At 70.5% G+C, this 23,315-nt stretch carries 23 protein-coding genes; 19 read left to right on the top strand and 4 right to left on the bottom strand.

The genetic code is table 11. The features are described from left to right. The first annotated feature begins 159 nt into the window (after nt 1-159). The 4 genes from AC3A3J_RS02410 (at nt 160) to AC3A3J_RS02395 (ending at nt 3,618) form a co-directional block, all read left to right on the top strand. Nucleotides 160-1,119: a hypothetical protein gene (locus tag AC3A3J_RS02410; RefSeq protein WP_487670760.1), complete on the top strand. Its 960-nt coding sequence runs from the start codon at nt 160-162 to the stop codon at nt 1,117-1,119. A 215-nt stretch (nt 1,120-1,334) separates the two neighbouring features. Then, a complete protein-coding gene (locus AC3A3J_RS02405; RefSeq protein ID WP_487670759.1) occupies nt 1,335-2,156 on the top strand; it encodes an amino acid ABC transporter substrate-binding protein in 822 nt (273 codons plus the stop codon). Nucleotides 2,157-2,159: 3 nt separating this feature from the next. Then, nucleotides 2,160-2,825, top strand: a complete 666-nt coding sequence (locus tag AC3A3J_RS02400) for an amino acid ABC transporter permease (protein WP_314651460.1) — start codon at nt 2,160-2,162, stop codon at nt 2,823-2,825. Then, nucleotides 2,812-3,618, top strand: coding sequence for an amino acid ABC transporter ATP-binding protein (locus AC3A3J_RS02395; protein WP_487670758.1), 807 nt, complete (start codon nt 2,812-2,814; stop codon nt 3,616-3,618). The genes AC3A3J_RS02400 and AC3A3J_RS02395 overlap by 14 nt, the downstream gene beginning before the upstream one ends. 9 nt (nt 3,619-3,627) lie before the next feature. On the opposite strand, the gene AC3A3J_RS02390 is transcribed toward AC3A3J_RS02395, so the two are convergent. After that, a complete protein-coding gene (locus tag AC3A3J_RS02390; protein WP_487670757.1) occupies nt 3,628-4,362 on the bottom strand; it encodes a LysE/ArgO family amino acid transporter in 735 nt (244 codons plus the stop codon). A 71-nt stretch (nt 4,363-4,433) separates the two neighbouring features. Between AC3A3J_RS02390 and AC3A3J_RS02385 the strand changes: the two genes are divergently transcribed. The 6 genes from AC3A3J_RS02385 (at nt 4,434) to AC3A3J_RS02360 (ending at nt 8,632) form a co-directional block, all read left to right on the top strand. Next, nucleotides 4,434-5,312 carry a LysR family transcriptional regulator ArgP gene (locus tag AC3A3J_RS02385; protein WP_487670756.1) on the top strand — a complete coding sequence of 293 codons (879 nt, stop codon included), beginning with the start codon at nt 4,434-4,436 and terminating at the stop codon, nt 5,310-5,312. A 217-nt stretch (nt 5,313-5,529) separates the two neighbouring features. Further along, nucleotides 5,530-6,153 (top strand): SipW-dependent-type signal peptide-containing protein, encoded by a 624-nt coding sequence (locus tag AC3A3J_RS02380; RefSeq protein WP_487670755.1) that lies wholly within the window; start codon nt 5,530-5,532, stop codon nt 6,151-6,153. 2 nt (nt 6,154-6,155) lie between these two features. After that, entirely contained in the window at nt 6,156-6,800 is a 645-nt protein-coding gene (locus AC3A3J_RS02375; RefSeq protein ID WP_487670754.1) for a SipW-dependent-type signal peptide-containing protein, read from the top strand. 25 nt (nt 6,801-6,825) lie between these two features. Continuing rightward, complete coding sequence (locus AC3A3J_RS02370) at nt 6,826-7,473, top strand: signal peptidase I (protein ID WP_487670753.1); 648 nt, start codon at nt 6,826-6,828, stop codon at nt 7,471-7,473. Beyond that, the gene (locus AC3A3J_RS02365; RefSeq protein WP_487670752.1) at nt 7,470-8,096 is read left to right on the top strand and encodes an LPXTG cell wall anchor domain-containing protein; all 627 of its coding nucleotides are present in this window, start codon (nt 7,470-7,472) and stop codon (nt 8,094-8,096) included. Before AC3A3J_RS02370 ends, AC3A3J_RS02365 begins: the two co-directional genes overlap by 4 nt. Then, nucleotides 8,093-8,632, top strand: coding sequence for a hypothetical protein (locus AC3A3J_RS02360; protein WP_487670751.1), 540 nt, complete (start codon nt 8,093-8,095; stop codon nt 8,630-8,632). The genes AC3A3J_RS02365 and AC3A3J_RS02360 overlap by 4 nt, the downstream gene beginning before the upstream one ends. Before the next feature lie 60 nt (nt 8,633-8,692). Here the strand turns inward: AC3A3J_RS02360 and AC3A3J_RS02355 are convergent, their stop codons facing one another. Beyond that, nucleotides 8,693-9,373 carry a YqaJ viral recombinase family protein gene (locus tag AC3A3J_RS02355; protein WP_487670750.1) on the bottom strand — a complete coding sequence of 227 codons (681 nt, stop codon included), beginning with the start codon at nt 9,371-9,373 and terminating at the stop codon, nt 8,693-8,695. Between the two features lie 98 nt (nt 9,374-9,471). After that, nucleotides 9,472-10,842, bottom strand: a complete 1,371-nt coding sequence (locus AC3A3J_RS02350) for a glucose-6-phosphate dehydrogenase (protein WP_487670749.1) — start codon at nt 10,840-10,842, stop codon at nt 9,472-9,474. Nucleotides 10,843-10,888: 46 nt separating this feature from the next. Here AC3A3J_RS02350 and AC3A3J_RS02345 point away from each other — a divergent pair, with 46 nt between their 5' ends. From AC3A3J_RS02345 to rplL, 3 genes are all read left to right on the top strand, one after another. Next, nucleotides 10,889-12,679 carry a glycoside hydrolase family 15 protein gene (locus AC3A3J_RS02345; RefSeq protein WP_487670748.1) on the top strand — a complete coding sequence of 597 codons (1,791 nt, stop codon included), beginning with the start codon at nt 10,889-10,891 and terminating at the stop codon, nt 12,677-12,679. Nucleotides 12,680-12,927: 248 nt separating this feature from the next. Next, nucleotides 12,928-13,416 (top strand): 50S ribosomal protein L10, encoded by a 489-nt coding sequence (rplJ, locus tag AC3A3J_RS02340; RefSeq protein WP_487670747.1) that lies wholly within the window; start codon nt 12,928-12,930, stop codon nt 13,414-13,416. A gap of 48 nt (nt 13,417-13,464) precedes the next feature. Continuing rightward, the gene (rplL, locus tag AC3A3J_RS02335) at nt 13,465-13,848 is read left to right on the top strand and encodes a 50S ribosomal protein L7/L12 (RefSeq protein WP_314651426.1); all 384 of its coding nucleotides are present in this window, start codon (nt 13,465-13,467) and stop codon (nt 13,846-13,848) included. Between the two features lie 144 nt (nt 13,849-13,992). On the opposite strand, the gene AC3A3J_RS02330 is transcribed toward rplL, so the two are convergent. Further along, nucleotides 13,993-14,997, bottom strand: coding sequence for a LacI family DNA-binding transcriptional regulator (locus AC3A3J_RS02330; protein WP_487670746.1), 1,005 nt, complete (start codon nt 14,995-14,997; stop codon nt 13,993-13,995). Between the two features lie 282 nt (nt 14,998-15,279). Between AC3A3J_RS02330 and AC3A3J_RS02325 the strand changes: the two genes are divergently transcribed. The 6 genes from AC3A3J_RS02325 (at nt 15,280) to AC3A3J_RS02300 (ending at nt 23,287) form a co-directional block, all read left to right on the top strand. Beyond that, complete coding sequence (locus AC3A3J_RS02325) at nt 15,280-16,611, top strand: ABC transporter substrate-binding protein (protein WP_487670745.1); 1,332 nt, start codon at nt 15,280-15,282, stop codon at nt 16,609-16,611. Between the two features lie 109 nt (nt 16,612-16,720). Further along, a complete protein-coding gene (locus tag AC3A3J_RS02320) occupies nt 16,721-18,061 on the top strand; it encodes a carbohydrate ABC transporter permease (protein ID WP_487670744.1) in 1,341 nt (446 codons plus the stop codon). Further along, complete coding sequence (locus AC3A3J_RS02315) at nt 18,061-19,029, top strand: carbohydrate ABC transporter permease (RefSeq protein ID WP_487670743.1); 969 nt, start codon at nt 18,061-18,063, stop codon at nt 19,027-19,029. The genes AC3A3J_RS02320 and AC3A3J_RS02315 overlap by 1 nt, the downstream gene beginning before the upstream one ends. 87 nt (nt 19,030-19,116) lie before the next feature. Continuing rightward, nucleotides 19,117-20,493 (top strand): cystathionine beta-synthase, encoded by a 1,377-nt coding sequence (locus AC3A3J_RS02310; protein ID WP_487670742.1) that lies wholly within the window; start codon nt 19,117-19,119, stop codon nt 20,491-20,493. A 95-nt stretch (nt 20,494-20,588) separates the two neighbouring features. After that, nucleotides 20,589-21,743 carry a cystathionine gamma-synthase gene (locus AC3A3J_RS02305; RefSeq protein ID WP_487670741.1) on the top strand — a complete coding sequence of 385 codons (1,155 nt, stop codon included), beginning with the start codon at nt 20,589-20,591 and terminating at the stop codon, nt 21,741-21,743. A 158-nt stretch (nt 21,744-21,901) separates the two neighbouring features. Then, nucleotides 21,902-23,287: a multidrug effflux MFS transporter gene (locus tag AC3A3J_RS02300; protein ID WP_487670740.1), complete on the top strand. Its 1,386-nt coding sequence runs from the start codon at nt 21,902-21,904 to the stop codon at nt 23,285-23,287. Nucleotides 23,288-23,315: the final 28 nt, after the last annotated feature.

Raw genomic sequence — 23,315 nt, 5'->3', positions numbered from 1 at the left:
CCACCCCCCCCGCCGCCGCCCCCCGGCCCCTTCCGCTCCCGTCGCATTTTCTGTCGCCTGAAGCGGCGGCGGGCGACAGAAAATGCGACGGGAGCAGCGAGGGGACGCGGGGCTGTGGAGAGCGCGCACCGGGGCGTGGCGACCGGGCACAGTGAACGGATGCCTCGACCCCGCGACCTGCCCGATCGACTCGGCGACGTGTTCCATATCTCCGACGCTCGGGACGCCGGCGTCGACCCGGAACGGATGCGCCGCTCCGACCTTCTCCGGCCGTTCCCCGGGGTGCGCGTGCGACGAGAGGCGATGCATGTCCTTCCCGTCGACGACGATCTCTTCGCCCGACGTCGCGCGGAGCTGCGCGCAGCCGCCGAACTGTACGCACCGCGGCTCCGGGCCGGACAGTTCTTCAGCCACGAGACGGCGATCGCTCTCTGGGATGCTCCGCTGCCCTCCTTCTCGCCCGGTCTACCGCTCCAGGTCCATGTGAGCGTCTTCGGAGACGCTCCGCTCCCGCGCCTCCCCGGGGTCGCGGCCCACCGCGCCCGTTCCGCGACCTCGACCGCCGAGGTGCGGGATGGGGTGGTCGTCTCGACGCCCGCGACGACGTGGGCGACATCGGGGAGCTTCGCTGTGCACGACGTCGTCGCCCTGGGTGACTTCTTCTGTCGCCGCTGGCGAGCGGGCGTCGGTCGGCCGACGCCGGATCGTCCGCCTCTCGCCACCATCGACGAGCTGGCCGCTGTGGTGGCGTCGGGGCGACGCGTCGGCATCCCTCGGCTGCGTGAGGCGCTCCCGCTCATCCGCGAGGATGCGTGGTCTCCCCGCGAGAGTCGACTCCGTTGCCTGCTCCACGACTTCCGGCTCCCGGAACCGGATTTGAACGTCGACGTATTCGACGACGAGGGGCGCTTCCTCGCCTGCCTCGATCTCGCCTTCCCTGCACAGAAAGTCGGAATCGAGTATCACGGCCTGGTGCACACCGCTTCCTACGCCCGCGACGTCGAGCGCACGGCGCGGTTGCGCGCGGCGGGCTGGACGATCATCGAGGTGACCGCCGAGTCTCTCCGCGACGAACTCGCCCTGATCCGCCGCATCCGTGCCGCCCTCGTTCGCCGCTGACCTCTTCCCGTCGCATTTTCTGTCGCCCGACGCCTGCCCGGGCGACAGAAAATGCGACGGGAGCGGCGGGGGAGGGGACGGGAAGACCGGCTCGGCATATCGGGCGCAACGGAAGGACACGGATGCGGGGGCGGCGTCAAGGGGCGCGTACTGTGAGGGAGTTCCTGTGCGGGTCGCGTAAAATCGCGACAGCGCCCGATACCCCAGGAGGGTCCATGTCCCGTCGCCTCATCGCCATCACCGCCCTCGTGGTCGGAGCCGCTGCGCTCACGGCCTGCAGCGGCAGCACCTCGCCCGAGAGCTCGTCGAGCGCCGGCGAGGCATCCGAGGGCTCCGACTTCGGTCTCGTCAGCGACGGCACGCTCACGGTCGCGACCGAGGGCACCTACCGTCCCTTCAGCTTCCACGACGACGGCGGCTCCGGCGAGCTCACCGGCTACGACGTCGAGATCATCGAGGCGGTCGCCGACAAGCTGGGCCTCGACGTGAAGTTCCAGGAGACGCAGTGGGACGCGATCTTCGCCGGACTCGACGCCGGCCGCTTCGACCTGATCGCCAACCAGGTCACCATCAACGACGAGCGCGAGGAGAAGTACCTCTTCAGCGCGCCGTACACGGTGTCGCCCGGCGTGATCGTGGTCGCAGACGACGACGACTCGATCTCGTCGTTCGCCGACCTCGACGGCAAGACCACCGCGCAGTCGCTCACGAGCAACTGGTACGAGCTGGCCACCGAGTCGGGCGCCAAGGTCGAGGGCGTCGAGGGCTGGGCGCAGGCGGTCGAGCTGCTGCGCCAGGGCCGCGTGGACGCGACCATCAACGACAAGCTGACCTTCCTCGACTACGAGACGACCAACAGCCCCACGGGTCTGAAGATCGCCGCCGAGACCGATGAGGCCGGCGAGCAGGCGTTCGTGTTCACGAAGGACAAGGAAGCGCTGGTCGAGGCGGTCGACGAGGCCCTCGACGAGCTCCGCGCCGACGGCACGCTCGCCGAGATCAGCGAGAAGTACTTCGGCGAAGACGTCTCGCAGTAATCGATGGAGAGCCCCTGGCAGCTGTTCCTCGAGTCGCTCGGGCCGATCGCCCTGGCGGGTCTGACGGCGACGGTGCCGCTCGCCCTGGCGTCGTTCGTCCTGGGGCTCTTCCTCGCGATCGTGGTCGCGCTGATGCGCATCTCGGTCAACCCTGTGCTGTCGTCGATCGCCCGGTTCTACATCTCGGTGATCCGTGGCACGCCGATGCTCGTGCAGCTGTTCGTGATCTTCTACGGGCTGCCGTCGATCGGCGTGACCCTCGATCCGTGGCCGAGCGCGATCATCGCCCTGTCGATGAACGTCGGCGGTTACGGCGCCGAGGTCGTGCGCGCCGCGATCCTCTCCGTCCCGAAGGGCCAGTGGGAGGCGGCGTACACGGTCGGCATGAACCGCACCCGCACGCTGACGCGCATCATCCTGCCGCAAGCGGCGCGGGTCTCGGTGCCGCCTCTGTCGAACACGTTCATCGCCCTGGTGAAGGACACCTCGCTCGCGTCGCTGATCCTCGTCACCGAGCTGTTCAAAGTGGCGCAGCAGATCGCATCGACGACGCTGGAGTTCATGGTGCTGTATCTCGCCGCCGCGCTCGTGTACTGGGTGCTCTGCCTGATCCTGTCGTTCGGGCAGAGCGCTCTCGAGAGGAGGCTCGACAGCCGTGTCGCGCACTGACCCGTCGGCCGAGGTGCTCCTCACCGCCCGCGGCCTGCACAAGAGCTTTGGCGCCACCGAGGTGCTCCGGGGTTTCGACCTGACCCTGCACCGCGGCGAGGTGGTGGTGCTGATCGGGCCGAGCGGCTCGGGCAAGACCACCGTGCTGCGGGCGCTGAACGGCTTGGAGACCCCGGATGCGGGGACCATCGCGGTCGACGGCGGCCCCGAGATCGATTTCGCCCTCGCCGCGACTGAGAGGCCGCGCGCGCGGCAGCAGAAGCGCCTCGCGCTGCGCGACCGGTCGGCGATGGTCTTCCAGCATCACAATCTGTTCCCGCACCTCACCGTGCTCGAGAACGTCATCGAAGGGCCGTGGCGGGTGCAGGGGCGCCCGAAGACGGAGGTGGTGAGCGAGGCGCTCGCGCTGCTCGATCGGGTCGGCCTGGCCGACAAGGCGGATGCCCGGCCCCATCAGCTCTCCGGAGGGCAGCAGCAGCGCGTGGGGATCGTGCGCGCGCTGGCGCTCAAGCCCGACCTGCTGCTGTTCGACGAGCCGACCAGCGCCCTCGATCCCGAACTCGTCGGGGAGGTGCTGCTCGTCATCAAGGAGCTGGCCGACGAGGGGTGGACCATGGCCGTCGTCACGCACGAGCTGAGCTTCGCGCGCGAGGCCGCCGACCATGTCCTGTTCATGGACGGCGGTGTCGTGGTCGAGCACCGCCCGCCCGCGCAGCTCTTCAGCGCGCCACAGCACGAGCGCACGCAGCGCTTCCTCACGCGCATCCTGCGTCCGCTCGACGGCGACGCCTGAGCGGGCCGCCTAGCCGGCTGCGCCGAGCACCGGCAGCACGAGACTGACGGCGAGGGCGATCATCACGACCGCGATCACCGCGTCGAGGATGCGCCAGGAGCGCGGTGTGCGCAGCCAGCGGCCGAGGTACCGCGCTCCGAATCCGAGGGCGGTGAACCACAGGACGCTGGCGGCCACCGCCCCCGCGGCGTACAGCCAGCGCTGATCGCCGTGCGTCGCGGCGATCGATCCGAGCATGAGCACGGTGTCGAGGTAGACGTGCGGGTTGAGCCAGGTGAGGGCGAGCACGGTGAGCAGCACCGGCGCGAGGCGGGTGCGGGACGGCCGCGCCGCGGTCGCCACGCCGGCGGTGGCCCGCCCATCGCGGTGCGTCGCGCCGGAAGCCGCCGTCGCACCGGAGGGGGGCAGCGCCCCGACACCCGGGGCCACCGCGCCCCGGTCGTCGACCTCGAGCCCCGAGGCATCCCCGCGCCAGGCGCGACGAGCGGCGAGCAGGCCGTAGCCGAGCAGGAAGAGAGCGCCGGCCCAGCGGGCCACGACGACCAGCCACGGCGCGGCGGCGATGAGGAAACCCAGACCGGCGACGCCCGCGACGATCAGCACCGCGTCGGAGAGGGCGCAGACGACCACGACGGCCAGCACGTGCTCGCGACGGATGCCCTGGCGCAGCACGAACACGTTCTGCGCGCCGATCGCGACGATGAGCGAGAGGCCGAGGCCGAGGCCGGAGAGAACCGAGAGCATGCGTCCACGCTACGGAGCAGGCGAGGTGAAGCACCAGCGAGGATTCCTACCGAACCATTAGCATCGCTCACGTGAGAATCGATCCCGATCTGGCGGCCACGCTGGCGGCAGTGGCCGACGAAGGCACCCTCGACGCGGCATCCCGGCGGCTGCGTATCACCCCCTCGGCCGTGAGCCAGCGGCTCAAGGCCCTCGAGCAGCAGGTGGGGCGCATCGTCGTCGTCCGCACCAAACCGGCGCGGCTGACGGCGGCCGGTGAGGCGATCGTGCGGCTGGCGCGTCAGATCGACCTGCTGGAGCAGGACGCGCTCGCCGGCCTCGGCGTCGAGGAGGATCGGTCCGTCGCGCGCCCTGTCATCCCGCTGGCGGTGAACGCCGACTCGATGGCGACGTGGTTCCTGCCGCCGCTCGCCCGGATCGCCGCACGACTCGGCGTCGACGTCGACCTGCACCGCGACGACCAGAACTTCACCGCGCGTCTTCTCGAGTCGGGCGACGTGATGGCGGCCGTGACGAGCGAGAGCACCCCGGTGGCCGGATGCTCGGTCGCTCCGCTCGGCGTGCTCGAGTACCGTGCGATGGCGGCTCCGGCTTTCGCGGATGAATGGTTCCCCGACGGCGCGACCGCGGATGCGCTGGCCCGCGCCCCCTTCGTCGACTTCGACCGTCGCGACACCCTGCAGCACGAGTGGCTGCGAGCGCGCGGTGTCTCGGCGCAGGGCGTGCCCCGACACTACGTGCCCGCATCGCACGACTATGCCCTGGCGGTGCGACTCGGTCTGGGCTGGGGCATGGTGCCGACCGTGCAGGCCACGCAGGAACTCGTGCCGCTGGGCGATCCGGTGCTGCGGGTGCCGCTGTACTGGCAGCAGTGGAACCTGCGCTCGTCGCTGCTCGACCGGATCGCCGCCGAGGTCGCCGCCGAAGCGGCATTCGTCCTGCACCGCTGACCCGGAGTCCGCCGTGCCTCCTGACGCACGATCCGCCGTGCTCGGTCCCGCCCCGATGGCCGCCAACGCGCAACGATCCGGTCCCTCCGACGAACATCCCCTTGAATGACTCTTCAGTCTGGGTGAGGATGGCCGGAACGCAAGGGTGCGCGGCCTCTGAGGGGTGGCCGAACGACGGACCCGTGCGATCGACGAGATTCCTGAGGGGGAATTGCGCATGGTTACGAAGGATGGAAATCGGAAGATCTTGGCGGTCCTCGCGGGCGGCCTCGTGCTCGGAGTCGGAGTGGCGGTGACTCTCGCGGCGTGGAACGACTCCGAGTTCGCGACGGGCACGTTCACGGCCGGCTCGTTCAACCTAGAGGGGTCGACCACCGGCGATACGGATGCCGAGTACAGCGATCACAACGTCGACGACGGCGACGCGGCGGCCAGCCTGGTCTTCCAGCTGCCGGAGGTGGCGTCGGCGATGTCGCCGGGCGACGTGGTGTACGCGCCGTTCTGGGTGCGTCTCGACGAGACGACCACGAACGACGCGACGCTCGCGGCCACCGGCATCACGAGCGGCACCGGCGGCAACGAGGCGAACCTGTCGTACTCGGTGCAGGCCATCGCCGCCGACGCCACCTGCGATGCGTCGGCCGCGGGCACCGTGCTCGCGACCGGTGCCGACCTCACAGCCCAGACGGCGTCCGGATCGGTCGCGCTGACCCAGGGGGCGGCGGACGCCGCAGGCGCCGCGGTGCAGCTCTGCATCGCCGTGACCGCCGACGACGCGATCGTGCAGGGCGCGTCGGCGACCGCCACCTGGGAGTTCACGGCGACCTCGACCGCGGACTGATCATGGGGCGCACCCGCGCGCGGAAGCGGGAGGCGGCACGTCGGGTCTCCCGCCGCATCCGCGCGGTGCTCGCCGCCGGGCTGGTGCTCGGCGTCGGCGCGGCCGGCACGCTCGCCGCGTGGAACGATGCCGAGTTCGGCGGATCGACATTCACCGCCGGCCGGTTCGACATCGTCGGAGCTGCCGACGGCACGACATTCTCCAGTCACGCCACGGCCGGCGCGGCGGCGACGCTGAACTTCGTCGTCGCGCCGACCGCGATGGCCCCCGGCACCACCACGTACGCGCTGTTCAGCGTGCGCACCGCGAACCCGTCGGTCGCCGGCACTCTGCAGCTGACCGCCGGGACTCCGGGAGGCACGGGCCTCGCCGCTTCGCTGACCTACGGCGTGCGGCTCGTGCCGGCGACCACCTGCAATGCGACCACGTACGCCGCAGCGTCGGCCGCGACGAGCATCGTGGTCGCCGACGGGTCGGCGCTCACGACCGGAGGCGCGGCGACGACGTCGGTGCCCCAGGTGGTGACGGCGAACGGCGGGAGTCAGCTGAACTACTGCTTCGCCGTGACCCTGCCCACCACCGCGCCCAACACCGCGCAGGGGCTCACGATGACCCAGACCTGGCAGTTCCAGGGCACGTCGTCGTAGAGACGTCGGACGGGAAGGAGGGGAGATGAGCATCCCGAGCACTCGCCGCGACCTGCGGGAGCAGCGGCGATCGCCCCACCGGCCGGGCGGCGCCTCGGACGGTGGGGGAGACGCCGTGCCCGAGCCGCGCCGTCGGCGTCGGATGGGGCGGATGCTCGGCGACCTGGCGCTGTGGATCGCCGCCGCGGCCGGAACCCTGTGCATCCTGCTCGTCGTGCTGGCGATGACCGCCGACATCACCCTGATCCTGTTCCGCACCGGATCGATGTCGCCGACCATCCCCGCGGGTTCGGTCGCCGTCGTGCAGCGCATCCCGGCGACCGAGGTCGAGGTGGGCGACGTCGTGACCGTCGACCGTGAGGGAGAACTGCCCGTCACGCACCGGGTCACGTCGGTCGCCGCGGGGGAGTCAGACGTCGAGCGGGTGCTCACCCTGCGCGGCGACGCGAACGCCGCCGACGACCCGTTCCCGTACACCGTCTCGGCCGTGCGCGTCGTGCTGTTCTCGGTGCCGGGCATCGCCTCGGGCATCGCCGCGCTCGGGCATCCGTTCGTGCTCGGCGGGCTGACGGCGGGCGCGACGCTGCTCGTCGTCTGGGCGTTCTGGCCCCACGCTCCGCGCCGTGACCGGTCGCAGACGCGCGCCGCGCCCCGGACGGACGAGGAGCGATGATGCGGGGGCGTCGGATCGCGGCCGGGGCGGCTGGGGGGCTCCTCGCGGCGACGATCGCGCTGCCGGCCGTCGCCGCTCCCGTCAGCGAGATCGTGCAGGGGCGCGTGCTGCGGATCGTCTCGGTCGCCGACTGGGACGCGGCGTCGAGTCTGCGGCCGGGCGAACCGGTGCGGTGGGACGTGGCCGTCAGCGCGGATGCCGACGAACCCGGCACCGTCACGATCGCCGCCAGCGCGCGCGGGGACGCCCCTCTGCGGGTGGACGCCGCGCTGTGCATGCGCGCGTGGGAGGGCGACCTCTGCCCCGGCGGGGCCGACGTGCTGCAGACCGCGTGGCTCATCCCGCGCGACGGACGGCAGGTGGCGCTCGCCGACTTCTCCGCCGAGGAGGTCGGCCACCTCCGGCTGCGCATCGCCCTCGACGAGGATGTGCCCGGAGTGACCGAAGTGCGCGTGCACGCCATCGGTGTCGGCGAGAGCCTCGTGGTCGGTCCGGACGCGCCTCTTCCCGCGACCGGCGGACCGCTCGCGCCGTGGGCCATCGCGGCGGGGGCGGCGCTCGCGGCAGGCGGCGCGGCACTCGTCCTCGTGCGACGGCGCGACGAAGAGGAGACGGAGCGGTGACGGGGCCGGGGCGGATGCGGCGCGCACGCGCGGGGGTCAGGGCGCTCGCCGCGGCCCTCGGACTCGCAGTGCTGGCCGGGGTCGGGGTGGTCTCGTCGGCACAGCCCACCGACGCACGGTTCACCGACGTCGAGCACGCGGCATCGGGCACGTTCAGTGCGCTGTCGCTGTCGGCGCCGTCGATCACCTCATGCACCGTGCAGAACAACGCGCTCGGAGTGTTCCAGAGCGTCACCCTGGTCTGGACGTCTCCGCACGTGCCGACCTGGCAGCGCCTCACCGTCGCCCAGGGCGCGACCTCGGGCACTGTGCCGTCGTCGAACATCACCTCGACCGGGCCGAGCGGCGGCGTCTACACGTACACGGCCGTGCTGTCGCAGACGGTGCTCACCAGCATCGTGTCCAACCTGCTCGGAGGCACGACCACCCTGACGGTGACCGCCATCCACCCCAACTCGACCACCTGGTCCTCGACGGCAGGCGTGCGCCGACTCACCGTGGCGCTGCTCGGCACGGGCGGCACCTGCACCGCGTGACCGACGGTACGGCCGCGCGACTCCCGGGTATCGTGCGCGTCCGCACGGCCGGTGCGGTGATCAGTCGGCGAGGGCGAGCGCGCGGAAGGCGTCACGCTCGCGCAGCTGTTCGCGACGGCTGGCGACGGCATCCATCACCCGCGTCGGCACCTGCCGACCGGTCGTGCGGCGGTAGAGCTCGTCGATGAGGTCGGTCGCCAGGCCCACCAGCTTGGCGATCTCGCGCTCGTCCCGGTCGATCCACACGCAGCGGGGCTCGTCGTGCACGGGAGCGAAGTCGACGTGCTCCTCCCAGACGAACAGGGTGCGCTCGGCACCGAGCACGTGCTGCTGCCACCACACCTGGCGCAGGTAGGTGCGGGGGATGCCGCGGAAGGCCTTGTTCGTCGTCTTGATCTCGGCGAGTTCGACCCGTCCGTGCGCGTCGACCGCGATGCCGTCGGGGGTGGCGAGGTGACGGTGCTCGACCTCGGCCCGGAACAGGGCGGAGGAGGGCAGGATGTTGTGGGTCGCCGCGACCCAGGCGGCGATCTCGGGCTCGCGGCGTCGACCGTGGTCCGTGTAGGCGTTGCCGCCGAAGCGGGGACCGCCGCCGAGCTTCGAGTCCGCGGCGCGCGAGATGGATGCCGCCGACGTGAGCTGTGCGACGTCCGTCGCGGTGATCCCGCGGGAGCGCGCCCGCATCCACGCGACGCGGTCGCGGGAGTCCGCGACGATGCGTGCGGCGAGTTCGGGGGTCACCGCAAAAGCCTAACTCCGACCGGCGACGTCGCCGCCCGCACACGCCGCCCAGGAGGATCGACGCCATGACCGAGCGCCGATGTCGCGAGGTCGTTCGATCAGGCCTCGGGCCCGTGCGGCCAGGCCTCCGGGCCGTGCGACCCGGCGACGTACTCGTCGAGAGGCACGGCGCCCTTCTTCCACGCGTCGAGGATCGGCGCGACGATCCGCCAGCTCTCCTCGGCCGCGTCGCCCCGGACCGAGAGCATCGGGTCGGCGTCGAGCACCCCGGAGAGCACCTCGGCATACGCGCGCAGTGCGCCCTCGCCGAGTTCCGCCGTGAGCGTGGCCCGCTCCAGCTCGAACGCGTCGTCGCCGCCGTTCACGTTGAGTTCCAGCGACATGCGGTCGGGGCCGAGCGAGAAGCGCAGCACCGCACCGTCGGCCGAGCCGGTGAGTCCGGTCGGCACGTGCCGCACCGGGCGGAATCGCACGACGACCTCCTTCGCGGGCGAGCCGATCGCCTTGCCCGATCGCAGGGTGAACGGCACGCCGGCCCAGCGGGCGTTGCGCACCTCGAACGTCGCCTGGGCGAGGGTCTCGGTGCGTCGCGCGGGGTCGACGCCGGGCTCGTCGGCGTACGACGGCTTGTCGGTGCCGCCCACGCTTCCGGCGGTATAGCGCGCGCGATGCGACGCCGCGGCCGGATCGTCGCCCCACACGGACGTCGCGCGGAGCACCGCCGAGGTCGCCGCCCGGAAGTCGACGTGACCCAGGGTGGTGGGCTGCTCCATCGCCACGACCGCCAGCACCTGCAGCAGGTGGCTCTGGATCATGTCGACGAGGGCACCCGCCGCGTCGTAGTAGCCGGCGCGCCCCTCGAGCCCCAGTTCCTCGTCGTAGACGATCTCGACCGAGGCCACGTGCTCGGCCGACCACAGCGGTTCGAGCAGCCGGTTCGCGAAGCGCGCTCCCAGCAGATTCAGCGTGGTCGAGCGCCCGAGGAAGTGGTCGACGCGGAACACCTGGCTCTCGGGGACGAGAGCCGTCAGCGTGCGGTTCAGCGCGCGGGCGCTCTCCTCGTCGACGCCGAACGGCTTCTCCATCACGAGCACCGCGCCCGCCGGAAGCATGTCGGGCGTCATCGCGCCGATGGTGGCGACCGCCACCGACGGCGGCACGGCGAAGTACAGCGCGACCCGTCCCGAGCACTCCTCGAGCAACGCGCGGAGGTCGTCCGCCCGTGTGATGTCGGTGCGCCGGTAGGCGACGTCGACCTCCTGCGTCGCCGCATCGGCGCCCGTCGTGGCGAACGCGGTGTCGACGACCCGGCGCAGGTGGGCGTCGTCCCACTCCTCCCGGTCGACGCCGATCACGCGCACGCGTCGCGACGGTTCGCGTGCGAGCAACTGTCCGAGCGCGGGCAGGAGCAGACGCGAGGCGAGATCGCCCGCCGCCCCGAAGATCACGAGAGTCGTCGCTTCGGTCATGCCCTTACCGTAGCCGCGGTCGAGCGCGGCGTGCGAGACTCGGGCGATGCCGTCTCCGATCGAGGACTACGCCCTGCTGAGCGACTGCCGCACGGGCGCGCTGGTGTCGCGCGAGGGCAGCATCGACTGGCTCTGCCTGCCGCGCTTCGACGCCCCCTCGGTCTTCGGTGCGCTGCTGGGCGCACCCGCGAACGGTCGGTGGAGCCTGCGTCCGCGCGGAGAGGCGACGGTGGTCGATCGGCGCTACCTCTCCGACACGTTCATCCTCGTCACCCGGTGGCGGACCGATACCGGCGTCGCCGAGGTGCACGAGATGCTCGCGCTGCACCGGCACCGGAGCGACCTCGTGCGGCGGGCGGTGGGCGTCTCGGGGACGGTCGAGTTCGAGACCGAGCTGCGCCTGCACTTCGACTACTCCCGCACCCTTCCGTGGGTGCGCCAGGTCGGCTCGTCGGATGCTCCGGCGCTGCGCGCGACGGCGGGCCCCGAGGCGGTCGTGGTCACCGGCGTCGCGCTCCGGGCGAGGGATCACGCGCACACGGCGACGTTCGCCGTCACGGCCGGTGTGCACCGCGACCTCGTACTCACCCGGTTCCCGTCGTACGAGAATCCCCCCGAGCCGCTCGACGTCGACGAGGCGTTCTCGTCGACGCGCGCCTGGTGGCAGGGGTGGGCGAGCGGCATCGCGCACGACGACGCCCATCGCGACCAGGTGGTGCGCTCGCTGCTCGTGCTCCGCGCTCTCACCAACCGCGACACGGGGGGCATCGTGGCGGCTGCGACCACGTCGCTCCCCGAGCAGTTCGGCGGTGCGCGCAACTGGGACTACCGGTTCGTCTGGCTGCGCGACGCGTCGCTCACCCTCGAGGTGCTTATCACCCACGGGTACCTGCAGGAGGCGCATCACTGGCGCCAGTGGCTGCTGCGCGCGATCGCCGGCGAGCCGCACGAGGTACAGATCATGTACGGCATCGCGGGAGAACGCGACCTGCCGGAGCGCGAGCTCGCCGACCTCCCGGGGTACGGGGGTGCGCAGCCCGTGCGCATCGGCAATGCGGCGGTCATGCAGTACCAGGGCGACGTGATCGGCGAGGTGCTGGTGGCCCTGGAGCAGGCGCGGATGGCGGGGTTGGAGGAGGGCGACTTCTCGTGGCCCCTGCAACGGGCGCTGATCGGTCGTGTGCTCGACGACCTCGACCGCCCCGACAACGGCATCTGGGAGATCCGCGGCGAACCGCGGTGGTTCACCCACTCGCGCGTCATGATGTGGGCGGCCTTCGACCGAGGGGTGCGGGCGGTGCGGGAGCACGGCCTCCCCGGCGACGCCGATCGCTGGGCGCGGGCGCGCGACCGGCTGCGGGCCGAGATCGAGGAGCGCGGCGTGAGCGCTGACGGGCACTTCGTTCAGCATTACGACTCGACCGAGGTCGACGCCTCGCTGCTGGTGCTCCCGCAGGTCGGCTTCTGCGCCGCCGACGACCCGCGGATGCTCCGCACGGTGCAGCGCATGGAGGAGACGCTTCTTCGCGACGGGTTCCTGCTGCGGTACCGCACCGGGTCGGGGGTCGACGGGCTGCCGGGCGACGAGCATCCGTTCCTCGCCTGCAGCTTCTGGCTCGTCGAGCAGTACGCGGCGAGCGGACGCACCGCTGACGCCCATGCCCTGATGGAGCGTCTGATGGCGGTGCCGAACGAGGTCGGGCTCCTGTCGGAGGAGTACGACGCGGCCGAGCGCCGCCACGTCGGCAATACGCCTCAGGCCCTGTCGCACCTCGCGCTCATCCGCGCCGCCGATGCGCTCGCCGGACACAGCGGCCGCGCCGCGCATCGGCGGTGACTCCGGCGGGTCGGGCGGATTTGGGCGGGGGAGCGTCGGTGAGGTATGCTCGTCTCAACCGAAGACCGCTGGTCATCGTCGTGCGTGCGAACGCGAGGCGATCGAAGCTCTGCATCGCAGGGGCCCGCGCAGGACACGAACTTTCCGAGCTCCGTGCGCTTGCGCCGGAGCTCTTCTGTTTCCCGCAGAGGGGTCCGAGGCCGGCGCCCCACCACCGTGCGGCGCCACGTACACACCAAGGAGTGACCATGGCGCAGAAGGATGCATCGGTCGCCGAGCTCACGAAGTCATTCGAGAACTCGTCCGCCGTCCTGCTGACCGAGTACCGCGGTCTGACGGTTGCCCAGCTCAAGGAGCTGCGCAACAGCATCCGTCAGGACGCCGAGTACGCCGTGGTGAAGAACACGCTGACCCGGATCGCCGCCAACAAGGCGGGCATCACGGCCCTGGACGACGACCTCAAGGGTCCGTCGGCCGTGGCCTTCGTGCACGGCGACTTCGTCGCCACCGCCAAGGCTCTGCGTGACTTCGCCAAGGCCAACCCGCTTCTCGTGATCAAGGCCGGCATCTTCGAGGGCAACCCCCTCACCGCCGACGAGGTCAACAAGTACGCCTCGCTCGAGAGCCGCGAGGTTCTGCTGGCGAAGGCTGCGGGCATGATGAAGGCGACGATGGGCAAGGCTGCCGCCACCATCGACGCGCTTCGCGAAAAGCTCGAGACCGCCGACGCCGCGTAAGCGGCACGCGTTCTCGTTATACAAACCCCATCTATTAGGAGAAACATCATGGCGAAGCTTTCCACCGAGGAGCTGCTGGAGCAGTTCGCGGGCCTCACCCTCGTCGAGCTCAGCGAGTTCGTGAAGGCGTTCGAGGAGAAGTTCGACGTCACCGCTGCCGCCCCCGTCGCCGTTGCCGGCGCTGCGGGTGGCGCTGGCGACGCTGCTGCCGAGGAGGAGAAGGACTCGTTCGACGTCATCCTCGAGGCTGCCGGCGACAAGAAGATCCAGGTCATCAAGGCTGTCCGCGAGCTCACCTCGCTCGGCCTCGGCGAGGCCAAGGCCGTCGTCGACGGTGCTCCCAAGGCCGTCCTCGAGGGCGCCAACAAGGAGACCGCCGAGAAGGCCAAGGCGACCCTCGAAGAGGCAGGCGCCACGGTTACCCTCAAGTAATCGGGTTCGGACGGACGCCGTTCCGTCCTGCGTCTGACGCAACCTTCATGAATGCCCCGGCTCCGGCCGGGGCATTCGTGCGTCCGGGACTGTCTCCGGCGGAGCGCCTCCGGCGACGTGCGTCGACGAGCCCGCGCGGCGGGCTCAGCGCGGGGCGGCGGTCGAGCTGCGCACGACCAGGGCGGATGCCGCAGCCAGGTGCATCTCGGGCAGGTCGGGGTCGTCCATCCGCTCGACGAGCAGGCGCACGGCGTCGTGCCCCTGGTCGCGCGGCGACTGCCGGATGGTCGTGAGGGCGAAGAGCTCGGCGTGCTCGTGGTCGTCAATGCCGACGACGCTGAGTTCGGTCGGCACGGCGATGCCCAGGCGTCGCGCAGCGATGATCGTGCCGATCGCCGCCTCGTCGCACACGGCGACCACCGCGGTCGGGCGCCGTCGACGGTCGGCGAGAAGGCCGACCGCGGCCGAGTATCCCGCCGAGAGCGTCGGGGCCGACTCGGCCACCCTGGCGTGATCCGCGAGACCCGCGGTGCCCAGGGCGGCGAGGTATCCGTCGATGCGGCGTTCGTCGCCGACGCTCAGGGTGCCGGCATCCGTCGTGCCGCCGACGAAGGCGATGTCGCTGTGCCCGAGGTCGATGAGGTGCTCGGTCGCGATGCGCGCCGCCGCGACGTCGTCGATGGACACGGCGCTCGTGCCGTCGCTGTACGGGCCCACGCCGACCAGCGGGCGGCCGGAGCGCTGCAGGCGCTCGAGCTCGTGCGCGCTGGGTTGGATGCCCACGGCGATGATGCCGTCGAAGCGGCGCCGGGGGAGGATGCTCTCGAACAGGCGTTCGCGCGTGTCCGACCCCTCGGGGATGCCGTACAGCGACAGGTCGTAGTCGAGGGCGAACAGGGAGTCCTGGATGCCGGCGAGCAGCTCGGCGAAGAACCAACGGTCGACGGGCGGCATGACCACGCCGACGGTCTGGGTGCGACCGGTGGCGAGGCTCGTCGCCGACGAGTGCGCGACGTACGCCAGTTCGCGGGCGGCTTCGGCCACGCGCGTGCGCGTCTCCTCGGAGACGTACCCTCGCCCCGACAGGGCCCGGCTCGCGGTCGCCTTCGAGACGCCGGCGCGCGCCGCGACGTCGGCGATCTTGCTCATCGGTCCTCCTCGACCAGACCATGCACGGCGTGCCGTCGTCGGCGCACGCCCAGAACCGAGCGTAGTGCGTCGGAGGGCCGCAAGGGAACCGGTTCCACACGAGCAGAATGAGAGCGCTCCCATCCTGCACGCCGATATGCCAGCAAAGGTTGCGATCTTGTGACCTTCGCCTGTTGTCGCGCGGCGGAGAAGGCGAGTAGGTTGGCCTGGAATCGGTTCCCCAATGGTTGCGGCGATTGCTCCCTTGGGCGGACGGATGATCCACCTGAAGAGGAGAAGTACATGGCTTTGTCACAGCGATACCGCCTGCTCGCCCCGATCGCGCTCGTCGGAGTCGCGTCCCTGGCTCTCGCCGGCTGCGCCGAAGGCGGCAGCGGCGGCGAAGGCGGCAGCGGAGACACGAAGGACACCGTCCGCATCTCGGGCGGTATCACGGGCGTCGAGGCCGACGACCTGAACGCGTCGTTCAAGCAGTTCACCGAAGACACCGGTATCAAGGTCGAGTACACCGGCGACAAGGGCTTCGAGGGCAACATCGTCACCAAGGTGACCGGTGGCGACGCCCCCGACATCGCGATCGTCCCGCAGCCGGGTCTGCTCAAGACCCTCGTCGACACGGGCAAGGTCATGGAGGCCCCCGAGGCCGTCGAGAAGGCCGTCGACGAGAACTGGTCGGAGGACTGGAAGAAGTACGGCACGTTCGACGACACGTTCTACGCGGCGCCGATGCTCGCGAACCTCAAGGGCTACGTCTGGTACTCGCCGAAGCAGTTCGCCGAGTGGGGCGTCGAGGTGCCGAAGACGTGGGACGAGATGATCGCCCTCACCGACACCATCGTCGAGAAGACGGGCGGCCCGGCCTGGTGCGCCGGCTTCGCGTCCGAGGCGGCGTCCGGCTGGCCGGGCACCGACTGGGTCGAGGACCTCGTTCTGCGCCAGTCCGGCCCCGAGGTCTACGACGACTGGGTGGCCGGTGACGTGAAGTTCACCGACCCCGAGATCAAGGAGGCCTTCGACGCCGTCGGCGAGATCCTGCTCAACCCGGAGTACGTCAACGCGGGCTACGGCGACGTCAAGAGCATCAACTCCACCGCCTTCGGCGACGTGGCCTCGGCCGTCGCCTCCGGCAAGTGCGCGCTGACGCACCAGGCGTCGTTCCTCTCGGCGAACTTCCTCGACACCACGACCGCCGAGGGCAACGTGCCCGAGGTCGCTCCCGAGGGCGACGTCTACGCGTTCATCATGCCGGGCGAGACCGAGGGCGAGCTGCAGGTCGAGGGTGGCGGCGAGTTCGTCGCGGCCTTCTCCGACGACGACGCGACCCAGCAGGTGCTCGAGTTCATGGCCTCGCCGGAGTTCGCCGACGCCCGCGTCGAGCTGGGTGGCGTGATCTCCGCCAACAAGAACGCCGACCCGACCCTGGCGTCGAGCGAGTTCCTGCAGGAGGCCATGAAGATCATGCAGGACGAGTCGACGACGTTCCGCTTCGACGCCTCCGACCTGATGCCGGCCACCGTCGGCTCGGGCTCCTTCTGGAAGGGAATGGTCGACTGGATCGACGGCAAGGACACCGAGACGGTGCTCTCCGACATCCAGGCCGGCTACGAGAACTGATCGTTCCGATACGATCAGCTCGAGCTGAGCGGGGTCGGGCTCTGAGCCCGGCCCCGCTCCTCCCATCCATACCGCTCGGGTACGCCGCAGTACTCAGAAGGGGACACCCATGTCGCACGCGACCGTCGAGAAGCCCGTCGAGGCCGACGCTCCTCCGGTGACGACGCACGGCACCGACGCGAAGGGGCGGGCGGTCACGCGCACGGTCCTCGCGGTCGGCTTCGTCGTGCTCGTCGCCCTCGCCCTCCTCCTCGTCTTCACCACGTCGACCGAGGAATCCGCCCGCACCACCATCGGGTTCTCGCTCAACAGCTTCTTCCTCTGGCTCGGCGCGATGCATCCGCTCGTGCAGATCCCCGCCGTCCTCGCCGTCTTCGGCGTGGTGGTGGCCATCATCCTGGTGCTGATCGAGTTCGCACCGCGCCCCGGCCGCGGCTACTTCATCATGCGTCTGGTCGCCTGCCTGGTCATCCCGGTGCTGGCGTTCATGCTGCTGCGGCCCTACCAGAACGCGGTGCTCTACGTCGTGGCGATCGCCCTGCTCGTGGGTGCCCTGCTGTTCTTCGCCGACTTCCGCGCCCGCCAGGGCGCCGGGTACCTGTTCCAGCTCGTGCTGTTCATGGCCCCCGCATCGATCATGCTGATCCTCGGCCTCATCTACCCGGCGATCTCGACGATCTTCAAGTCGTTCTTCAACAAGACCGGCGACGAGTTCGTCGGCCTGGAGAACTACATCTGGGTGTTCACGAACCCGGTCGGCACGTCGTCGGTGATCAACACGATCATCTGGGCGCTGCTCGCCCCCGTGATCTCCGTGATCATCGGCCTCGCCTACGCCGTGTTCATCGACCGGGCCCGCGGCGAGAAGTTCCTCAAGGTGCTCGTGTTCATGCCCGTCGCGATCTCGTTCGTCGGCGCCGGCATCATCTGGAAGTTCATGTACGACGCCCGCCAGGGCGACCAGATCGGTCTGCTCAACGCCATCGTCACCGCGTTCGGCGGCGACCCGGTGCAGTGGCTGGCCATCAAGCCGATCCTCAACACCCTCATGCTGCTCGTGGTGTTCATCTGGACCCAGACCGGATTCGCGATGGTCATCCTCTCCGCCGCGATCAAGGCCGTGCCGATCGAGCAGATGGAGGCCGCCGAGCTCGACGGCACCAACGCATGGCAGCGGTTCCGCAACGTCACCGTCCCCGGCATCCGCTCCTCGCTGATCGTGGTGCTCACGACGATCACCATCGCCTCGCTGAAGGTGTACGACATCGTGGCCGTGATGACCGGCGGTCGCGACGAGACCACCGTGCTCGGCTTCGAGATGGTCAACCAGCAGCAGCGGTTCCAGAGCTACGGGCACTCCTCGGCACTCGCCGTGGTGCTGTTCCTGTTCGTGCTGCCGCTGATCGTCTACAACGCCCGTTCGATGGCCAAGCAGAGGGAGATCCGCTGATGAGTGCAACGCAGGCCGTCGTGGCCGACAACCGCACCAAGCGCCAGGTCGAGCGGGACACGCGCAGGAACGAGGCCATCGCCCAGAAGAAGCTGACGTCGAAGGGCGCGACGATCGCGGCCGCCGTCATCGCCCTCTTCTGGACGATCCCGACCTTCGGACTCTTCGTCACGTCGTTCCGCCCCGGCGCCGACACCCAGAACAGCGGATGGTGGACGGTCTTCACCAACCCCGAGTTCACTTTCGACAACTACGTGCAGGCGTGGAACTCGGGCGGCACGTCGACCACCCTCGCCACCGCGTTCGTGAACTCGCTGGCGATCACGATCCCCGCGACGGTCTTCCCGATCGTGATGGCGGCGCTGGCCGCCTACGCGTTCGCATGGATCGACTTCAAGGGTCGCAACATGCTGTTCATCTTCGTGTTCGCGCTGCAGATCGTGCCCCTGCAGATGGCCCTCGTGCCGCTGCTGAGCCTGTTCTCCGACGGACTGTCGATCAACGACGTGCCGATCTTCCCCGGCTTCGGGCTGAACGAGGTGCAGTACAGCTTCGCGCGCGTCTGGATCGCCCACGCGATCTTCGCCCTGCCGCTCGCGACCTTCATGCTGCACAACTTCATCTCGGAGATCCCCGGCGAGATCATCGAGGCGGCCCGCGTCGACGGTGCCGGCCACGGCCAGGTGTTCTTCCGGATCATCCTGCCGCTGGCTGCTCCGGCGATCGCCTCGTTCGCGATCTTCCAGTTCCTGTGGGTGTGGAACGACCTGCTAGTCGCGACGATCTTCGCCTCGCCCGGCGCCCTGCCGATCACCCAGGCGCTCAACTCGCTGTCGGGTACGTGGGGCAACAAGTGGTTCCTGCAGTCGGCCGGTACCTTCATCTCGATCATCATCCCGCTGATCGTGTTCTTCGCCCTGCAGCGCTTCTTCGTGCGCGGCCTCCTGGCGGGCGCGACGAAGGGCTGACACCGGTCCGGCCCCAAGGGGGACGGACGACGGATGCCGCGGCGCAACACTCCTGCGCCGCGGCATCCGTCGTTCTACGCTGAGGTCATGAAGTACGCGGATTCGATCGTCGACCTCGTCGGCGACACGCCCCTGGTCAAGCTGCAGCACGTGACCGAGGGCGTCGCCTGCACCGTGCTGGTCAAGCTCGAGTACTTCAATCCCGGCGGCTCGGCGAAGGACCGCATCGCATCGCGCATCATCGACGCCGCCGAGGCGGCCGGTCAGTTGCGGCCCGGCGGCACGATCGTCGAGCCCACCAGCGGCAACACCGGCGTCGGCCTCGCCCTGGTCGCGCAGCAGCGCGGCTACGCCTGCGTGTTCGTCGTGCCCGACAAGGTCGGCGACGACAAGATCGACGTGCTGCGGGCGTACGGGGCGGAGGTCGTCGTGACGCCGACGTCGGTCGCGGCCGACAGTCCCGAGTCGTACTACAGCGTCAGCGACCGTCTCGCGCGCGAGATCCCCGGGGCGTTCAAGCCCAACCAGTACGAGAACCCGAACGGGCCCCGCAGCCACTACGAGACCACGGGTCCCGAGATCTGGCGCGACACGGACGGACGGGTCACGCACTTCGTCGCCGGTGTCGGCACCGGCGGGACCATCACCGGCACCGGACGCTACCTGCGCGAAGTGTCGGACGACGGGGTGCGCATCGTCGGCGTCGACCCGGAAGGCAGCGTCTACAGCGGGGGAACGGGGCGCCCGTACCTGGTCGAGGGCGTCGGAGAGGACATCTGGCCGGGGTCGTACGACCCGACCGTGCCGCACGAGATCGTCGCCGTGAGCGACGCCGAGGCGTTCGCCATGACGCGCCGCCTGGCGCGGGAGGAGGGCATCCTCGTGGGCGGCTCGAGCGGTATGGCCGTCGTCGGAGCGCTGCGGGTCGCGAAGGATCTGCCCGCGGATGCCGTCATGGTCGTGCTGCTGCCCGACGGCGGCCGCGGGTACCTCGGCAAGATCTTCAACGACGGCTGGATGCGTTCCTACGGCTTCAGCGACGTGGAGGACGGCGAGACCGTCGCCGACGTGCTCTCGGCCCGGCTCGCGCGTCAGGGGGAGAGCATCCCCGACCTCGTGCACGCGCACCCCACCGACACCGTGCTCGAGGCGATCGGCATGATGACCGAGTACGAGGTGTCGCAGCTGGTCGTGCTCAGCGCCGAACCACCGGTGATGATGGGCGAGGTCGTCGGCACGGTCGACGAGAAGGGGCTGCTCGACCTGCTCTTCCGCGGCGATGCGGCACCGGCCGACGCACTCGGCGACCACGTGGGGGAGCGGCTGCCGCTCATCGGCATCCACGCGTCCGTCGCCGACGCCCGCGCGGCGCTCGCCGATGCCGATGCGCTGCTCGTCACCGACGGGGGCAAGCCGCACACGGTGCTCACGCGGCAGGATCTGCTGGCGTACCTCGCGCGCTGAGCATCCGGTTCCGGTCCGCGGGCGTCGGGGAGAGGCGCGTCGCAGGGCGTAACAGGGCGGGCCGCCGCCTGCGGGACGGACGTAGGCTGAGGGGCATGTCCGAGCACTCCTTCGCCACCCGAGCCATCCACGCCGGTCAGGATCCCGACCCCCGCACCGGAGCGATCATCCCGCCGATCTATCAGGCGTCGACGCACGTGCAGGACGGCATCGGCGGCTTCCGCGAGGGCTACGAGTACAACCGCGCGGGCAACCCCACGCGCTCGTCGCTCGAGACCCAGCTCGCCGCCCTCGAAGGCGGAGCGGCGGCGCTGTCGTTCGCCTCGGGGCTCGCCGCCGAAGACGCGCTGCTGCGCGGCATCCTGAAGCCCGGCGACCACGTGCTGCTCGGAAACGACGTCTACGGCGGAACGTATCGACTGCTCACCCGCGTGCTCGCGCCGTGGGGCATCGACACCACCACGGTCGAGCTCGGCGACCTCGACCAGGTGCGGGCGGCCATCCGCCCCGAGACGAAGATCGTCTGGCTCGAGACGCCCAGCAACCCGCTGCTCAAGATCGTCGACATCGCCGTGATCGCCGAGGTCGCGAACGCGGCGGGCGCCATCGTGGTCGTCGACAACACGTTCGCCTCGCCGGCGCTGCAGCAGCCGCTCGCCCTCGGCGCCGACCTGGTCGTGCACTCCACCACGAAGTACCTCGGCGGGCACTCCGACGTGCTCGGCGGGGCCGTGGTGTTCGGCGACGACCGGTTCGTCGAGGCCGTGAAGTTCCAGCAGTTCGCCGTCGGCGCGGTCTCGGCGCCGCTCGACGCCTGGCTCACGACGCGCGGCATCAAGACGCTCGCGGTGCGGGTGCGCCAGCACTCCGAGAACGCGCAGGCGATCGCCGAGTGGGCCGCCGAGCGCCCGGAGTTCGAGCGGGTCTACTACCCGGGTCTCGCGTCGCACCCCGGCCACGACATCGCCGCCCGGCAGATGAGCGGATTCGGCGGCATGCTCTCGCTCGCGCTCTCGGCGGGACCCGCTGCGGCCAAGGCGTTCGCCGAGTCGACCGAGATCTTCCAGCTCGCGGAGTCGCTCGGCGGGGTCGAGTCGCTCATCGGGTACCCGCCCGACATGACGCACGCGTCGGTGCGCGGCACGGCGCTCGCGGTGCCCGAGAACGTGGTGCGGCTGTCGGTGGGGATCGAGGACGTGCGCGACCTCATCGCCGACCTCGAGCAGGGGCTCTCCCGCATCTCGGCCTGAGCCGGGTCGCGCCGAGACGCCACGTGTGCCGCGAGACGCCGCGGCGCACGTGGTGTCTCTCGGCAGAAGCGGTGTCTGACGCGCGGCGTCTGCGGGCCCGTAGAATGGTGGGCTGGGCCGAATCGATTCGGCCATCCGCCCCCGTCTGAAAGGCCGTCGTGCCCGACGCTCCTCGCACCGATTCCGTCCGCACCTCCACCGGGAGCATCCGCACGTCCACCGGAAGCATCCGCACCGCGACCGGGAGCATCCGCACCTCGTCGCCCACCGGGGCGATCCGTACGCTCGGATCCAATCCGGCCACCGCGCCCGTCATGCTGCACCCCGGCGATGCGATCTCGAACGGACGCCGCGCGCTCTACATCGTGCTGCTCGGTGCGCTCACGGCGCTGGGGCCCTTCACGATCGACCTCTACCTTCCGGCCTTCCCGGTGCTCGAGCAGGACTTCGAGACCACCGCGGCCGCCATCCAACTCACGCTGACCGGCACGATGATCGGCTTCGCTCTCGGGCAGCTGCTGGTGGGGCCGCTCAGCGACAAGATGGGGCGGCGCATCCCGCTCATCGCCGTCACCGCGCTGCACGTGCTCGCCAGCCTCGCCGCGGCCTTCTCGCCGACGCTCGAGCTGCTGAGCGCCTCGCGCGTTCTCATGGGCATGGGCGCCGCGGCGGGCGGCGTGGTGGCCATGGCGATCGTGCGCGACCTGTTCGGCGGCCGCCGCCTCGTCGTCATGCTGTCGCGTCTCGCCCTGGTGTCGGGTGTCGCCCCGGTCGTCGCGCCGCTGATCGGTTCGTGGCTGCTCACCCTCATGCCGTGGCGCGGTATCTTCGGCGTGCTCGCGGCGTACGGCGTGGTCATGCTGGTGTCGACGCTGCTGTTCGTGCCCGAGACGCTGCCCGCCGCCCGTCGGCAGGAGCGCGGGGGAGCGACCGTCGCGCAGCGCTACCGCTCGGTGCTCTCCGACCGCGTGTTCCTCGGGGTCCTGGTGATCGGCGGCATGACGTTCTCGGGACTGTTCTCGTACCTCTCGGCCTCGCCCTTCCTGTTCCAGCAGACGCACGGACTCGATCCGCAGCAGTACGGACTGCTCTTCGCGGTCAACTCGATCGGCGTCGTGGTCGGCGTGCAGACCGCCTCGCGCCTGGCGACCCGCTTCGGCCCGCAGTGGGTGCTCGCGTTCTCGACGTCGGCGCTGCTGCTCGCCGGGGCGGCCATCGTCGTGACCGATCAGCTGGGTCTCGGGCTGTGGGGCACGATCATCCCGCTGTTCGTGTTCATGACCGCGTGCGGGTTCACCTTCCCGAACGTGCAGGTGCTCGCGCTCGACCGGCACGGCAAGGCGGCCGGCACCGCGGCATCCATTCTCGGGGCGGTCAACTTCGGCGTCGCCGGTCTCATCTCCCCGATCGTGGGCTGGATCTCGCACGACGCGGGCATCACCGCGACGACGATGGCCTCCGTCATGGTCGGATGCTCCGCCATCGCCATCCTCGCCCTGTGGTTCGTCGTGCGCCCCCGCACCGTCGGGCTGCTGGCCCCCTGACGGCGGGCTCTCAGTGGCGGCGCCGGGC

The sequence above is a fragment of the Microbacterium sp. Soil_N32 genome (assembly GCF_057655505.1).
Note: the sequence above shows the minus strand (reverse complement) of the source record. Positions and strands in the feature narration are given on the sequence as shown.

Coding starts and splice junctions, on each gene's coding strand:
- AC3A3J_RS02410 (WP_487670760.1), top strand. CDS start 160: ATGCCTCGACCCCGCGACCTGCCCGATCGACTCGGCGACGTGTTCCAT.
- AC3A3J_RS02405 (WP_487670759.1), top strand. CDS start 1,335: ATGTCCCGTCGCCTCATCGCCATCACCGCCCTCGTGGTCGGAGCCGCT.
- AC3A3J_RS02400 (WP_314651460.1), top strand. CDS start 2,160: ATGGAGAGCCCCTGGCAGCTGTTCCTCGAGTCGCTCGGGCCGATCGCC.
- AC3A3J_RS02390 (WP_487670757.1), bottom strand. CDS start 4,362: ATGCTCTCGGTTCTCTCCGGCCTCGGCCTCGGCCTCTCGCTCATCGTC.
- AC3A3J_RS02380 (WP_487670755.1), top strand. CDS start 5,530: ATGGTTACGAAGGATGGAAATCGGAAGATCTTGGCGGTCCTCGCGGGC.
- AC3A3J_RS02375 (WP_487670754.1), top strand. CDS start 6,156: ATGGGGCGCACCCGCGCGCGGAAGCGGGAGGCGGCACGTCGGGTCTCC.
- AC3A3J_RS02370 (WP_487670753.1), top strand. CDS start 6,826: ATGAGCATCCCGAGCACTCGCCGCGACCTGCGGGAGCAGCGGCGATCG.
- AC3A3J_RS02365 (WP_487670752.1), top strand. CDS start 7,470: ATGATGCGGGGGCGTCGGATCGCGGCCGGGGCGGCTGGGGGGCTCCTC.
- AC3A3J_RS02350 (WP_487670749.1), bottom strand. CDS start 10,842: ATGACCGAAGCGACGACTCTCGTGATCTTCGGGGCGGCGGGCGATCTC.
- AC3A3J_RS02345 (WP_487670748.1), top strand. CDS start 10,889: ATGCCGTCTCCGATCGAGGACTACGCCCTGCTGAGCGACTGCCGCACG.
- rplJ (WP_487670747.1), top strand. CDS start 12,928: ATGGCGCAGAAGGATGCATCGGTCGCCGAGCTCACGAAGTCATTCGAG.
- rplL (WP_314651426.1), top strand. CDS start 13,465: ATGGCGAAGCTTTCCACCGAGGAGCTGCTGGAGCAGTTCGCGGGCCTC.
- AC3A3J_RS02330 (WP_487670746.1), bottom strand. CDS start 14,997: ATGAGCAAGATCGCCGACGTCGCGGCGCGCGCCGGCGTCTCGAAGGCG.
- AC3A3J_RS02325 (WP_487670745.1), top strand. CDS start 15,280: ATGGCTTTGTCACAGCGATACCGCCTGCTCGCCCCGATCGCGCTCGTC.
- AC3A3J_RS02320 (WP_487670744.1), top strand. CDS start 16,721: ATGTCGCACGCGACCGTCGAGAAGCCCGTCGAGGCCGACGCTCCTCCG.
- AC3A3J_RS02315 (WP_487670743.1), top strand. CDS start 18,061: ATGAGTGCAACGCAGGCCGTCGTGGCCGACAACCGCACCAAGCGCCAG.
- AC3A3J_RS02310 (WP_487670742.1), top strand. CDS start 19,117: ATGAAGTACGCGGATTCGATCGTCGACCTCGTCGGCGACACGCCCCTG.
- AC3A3J_RS02305 (WP_487670741.1), top strand. CDS start 20,589: ATGTCCGAGCACTCCTTCGCCACCCGAGCCATCCACGCCGGTCAGGAT.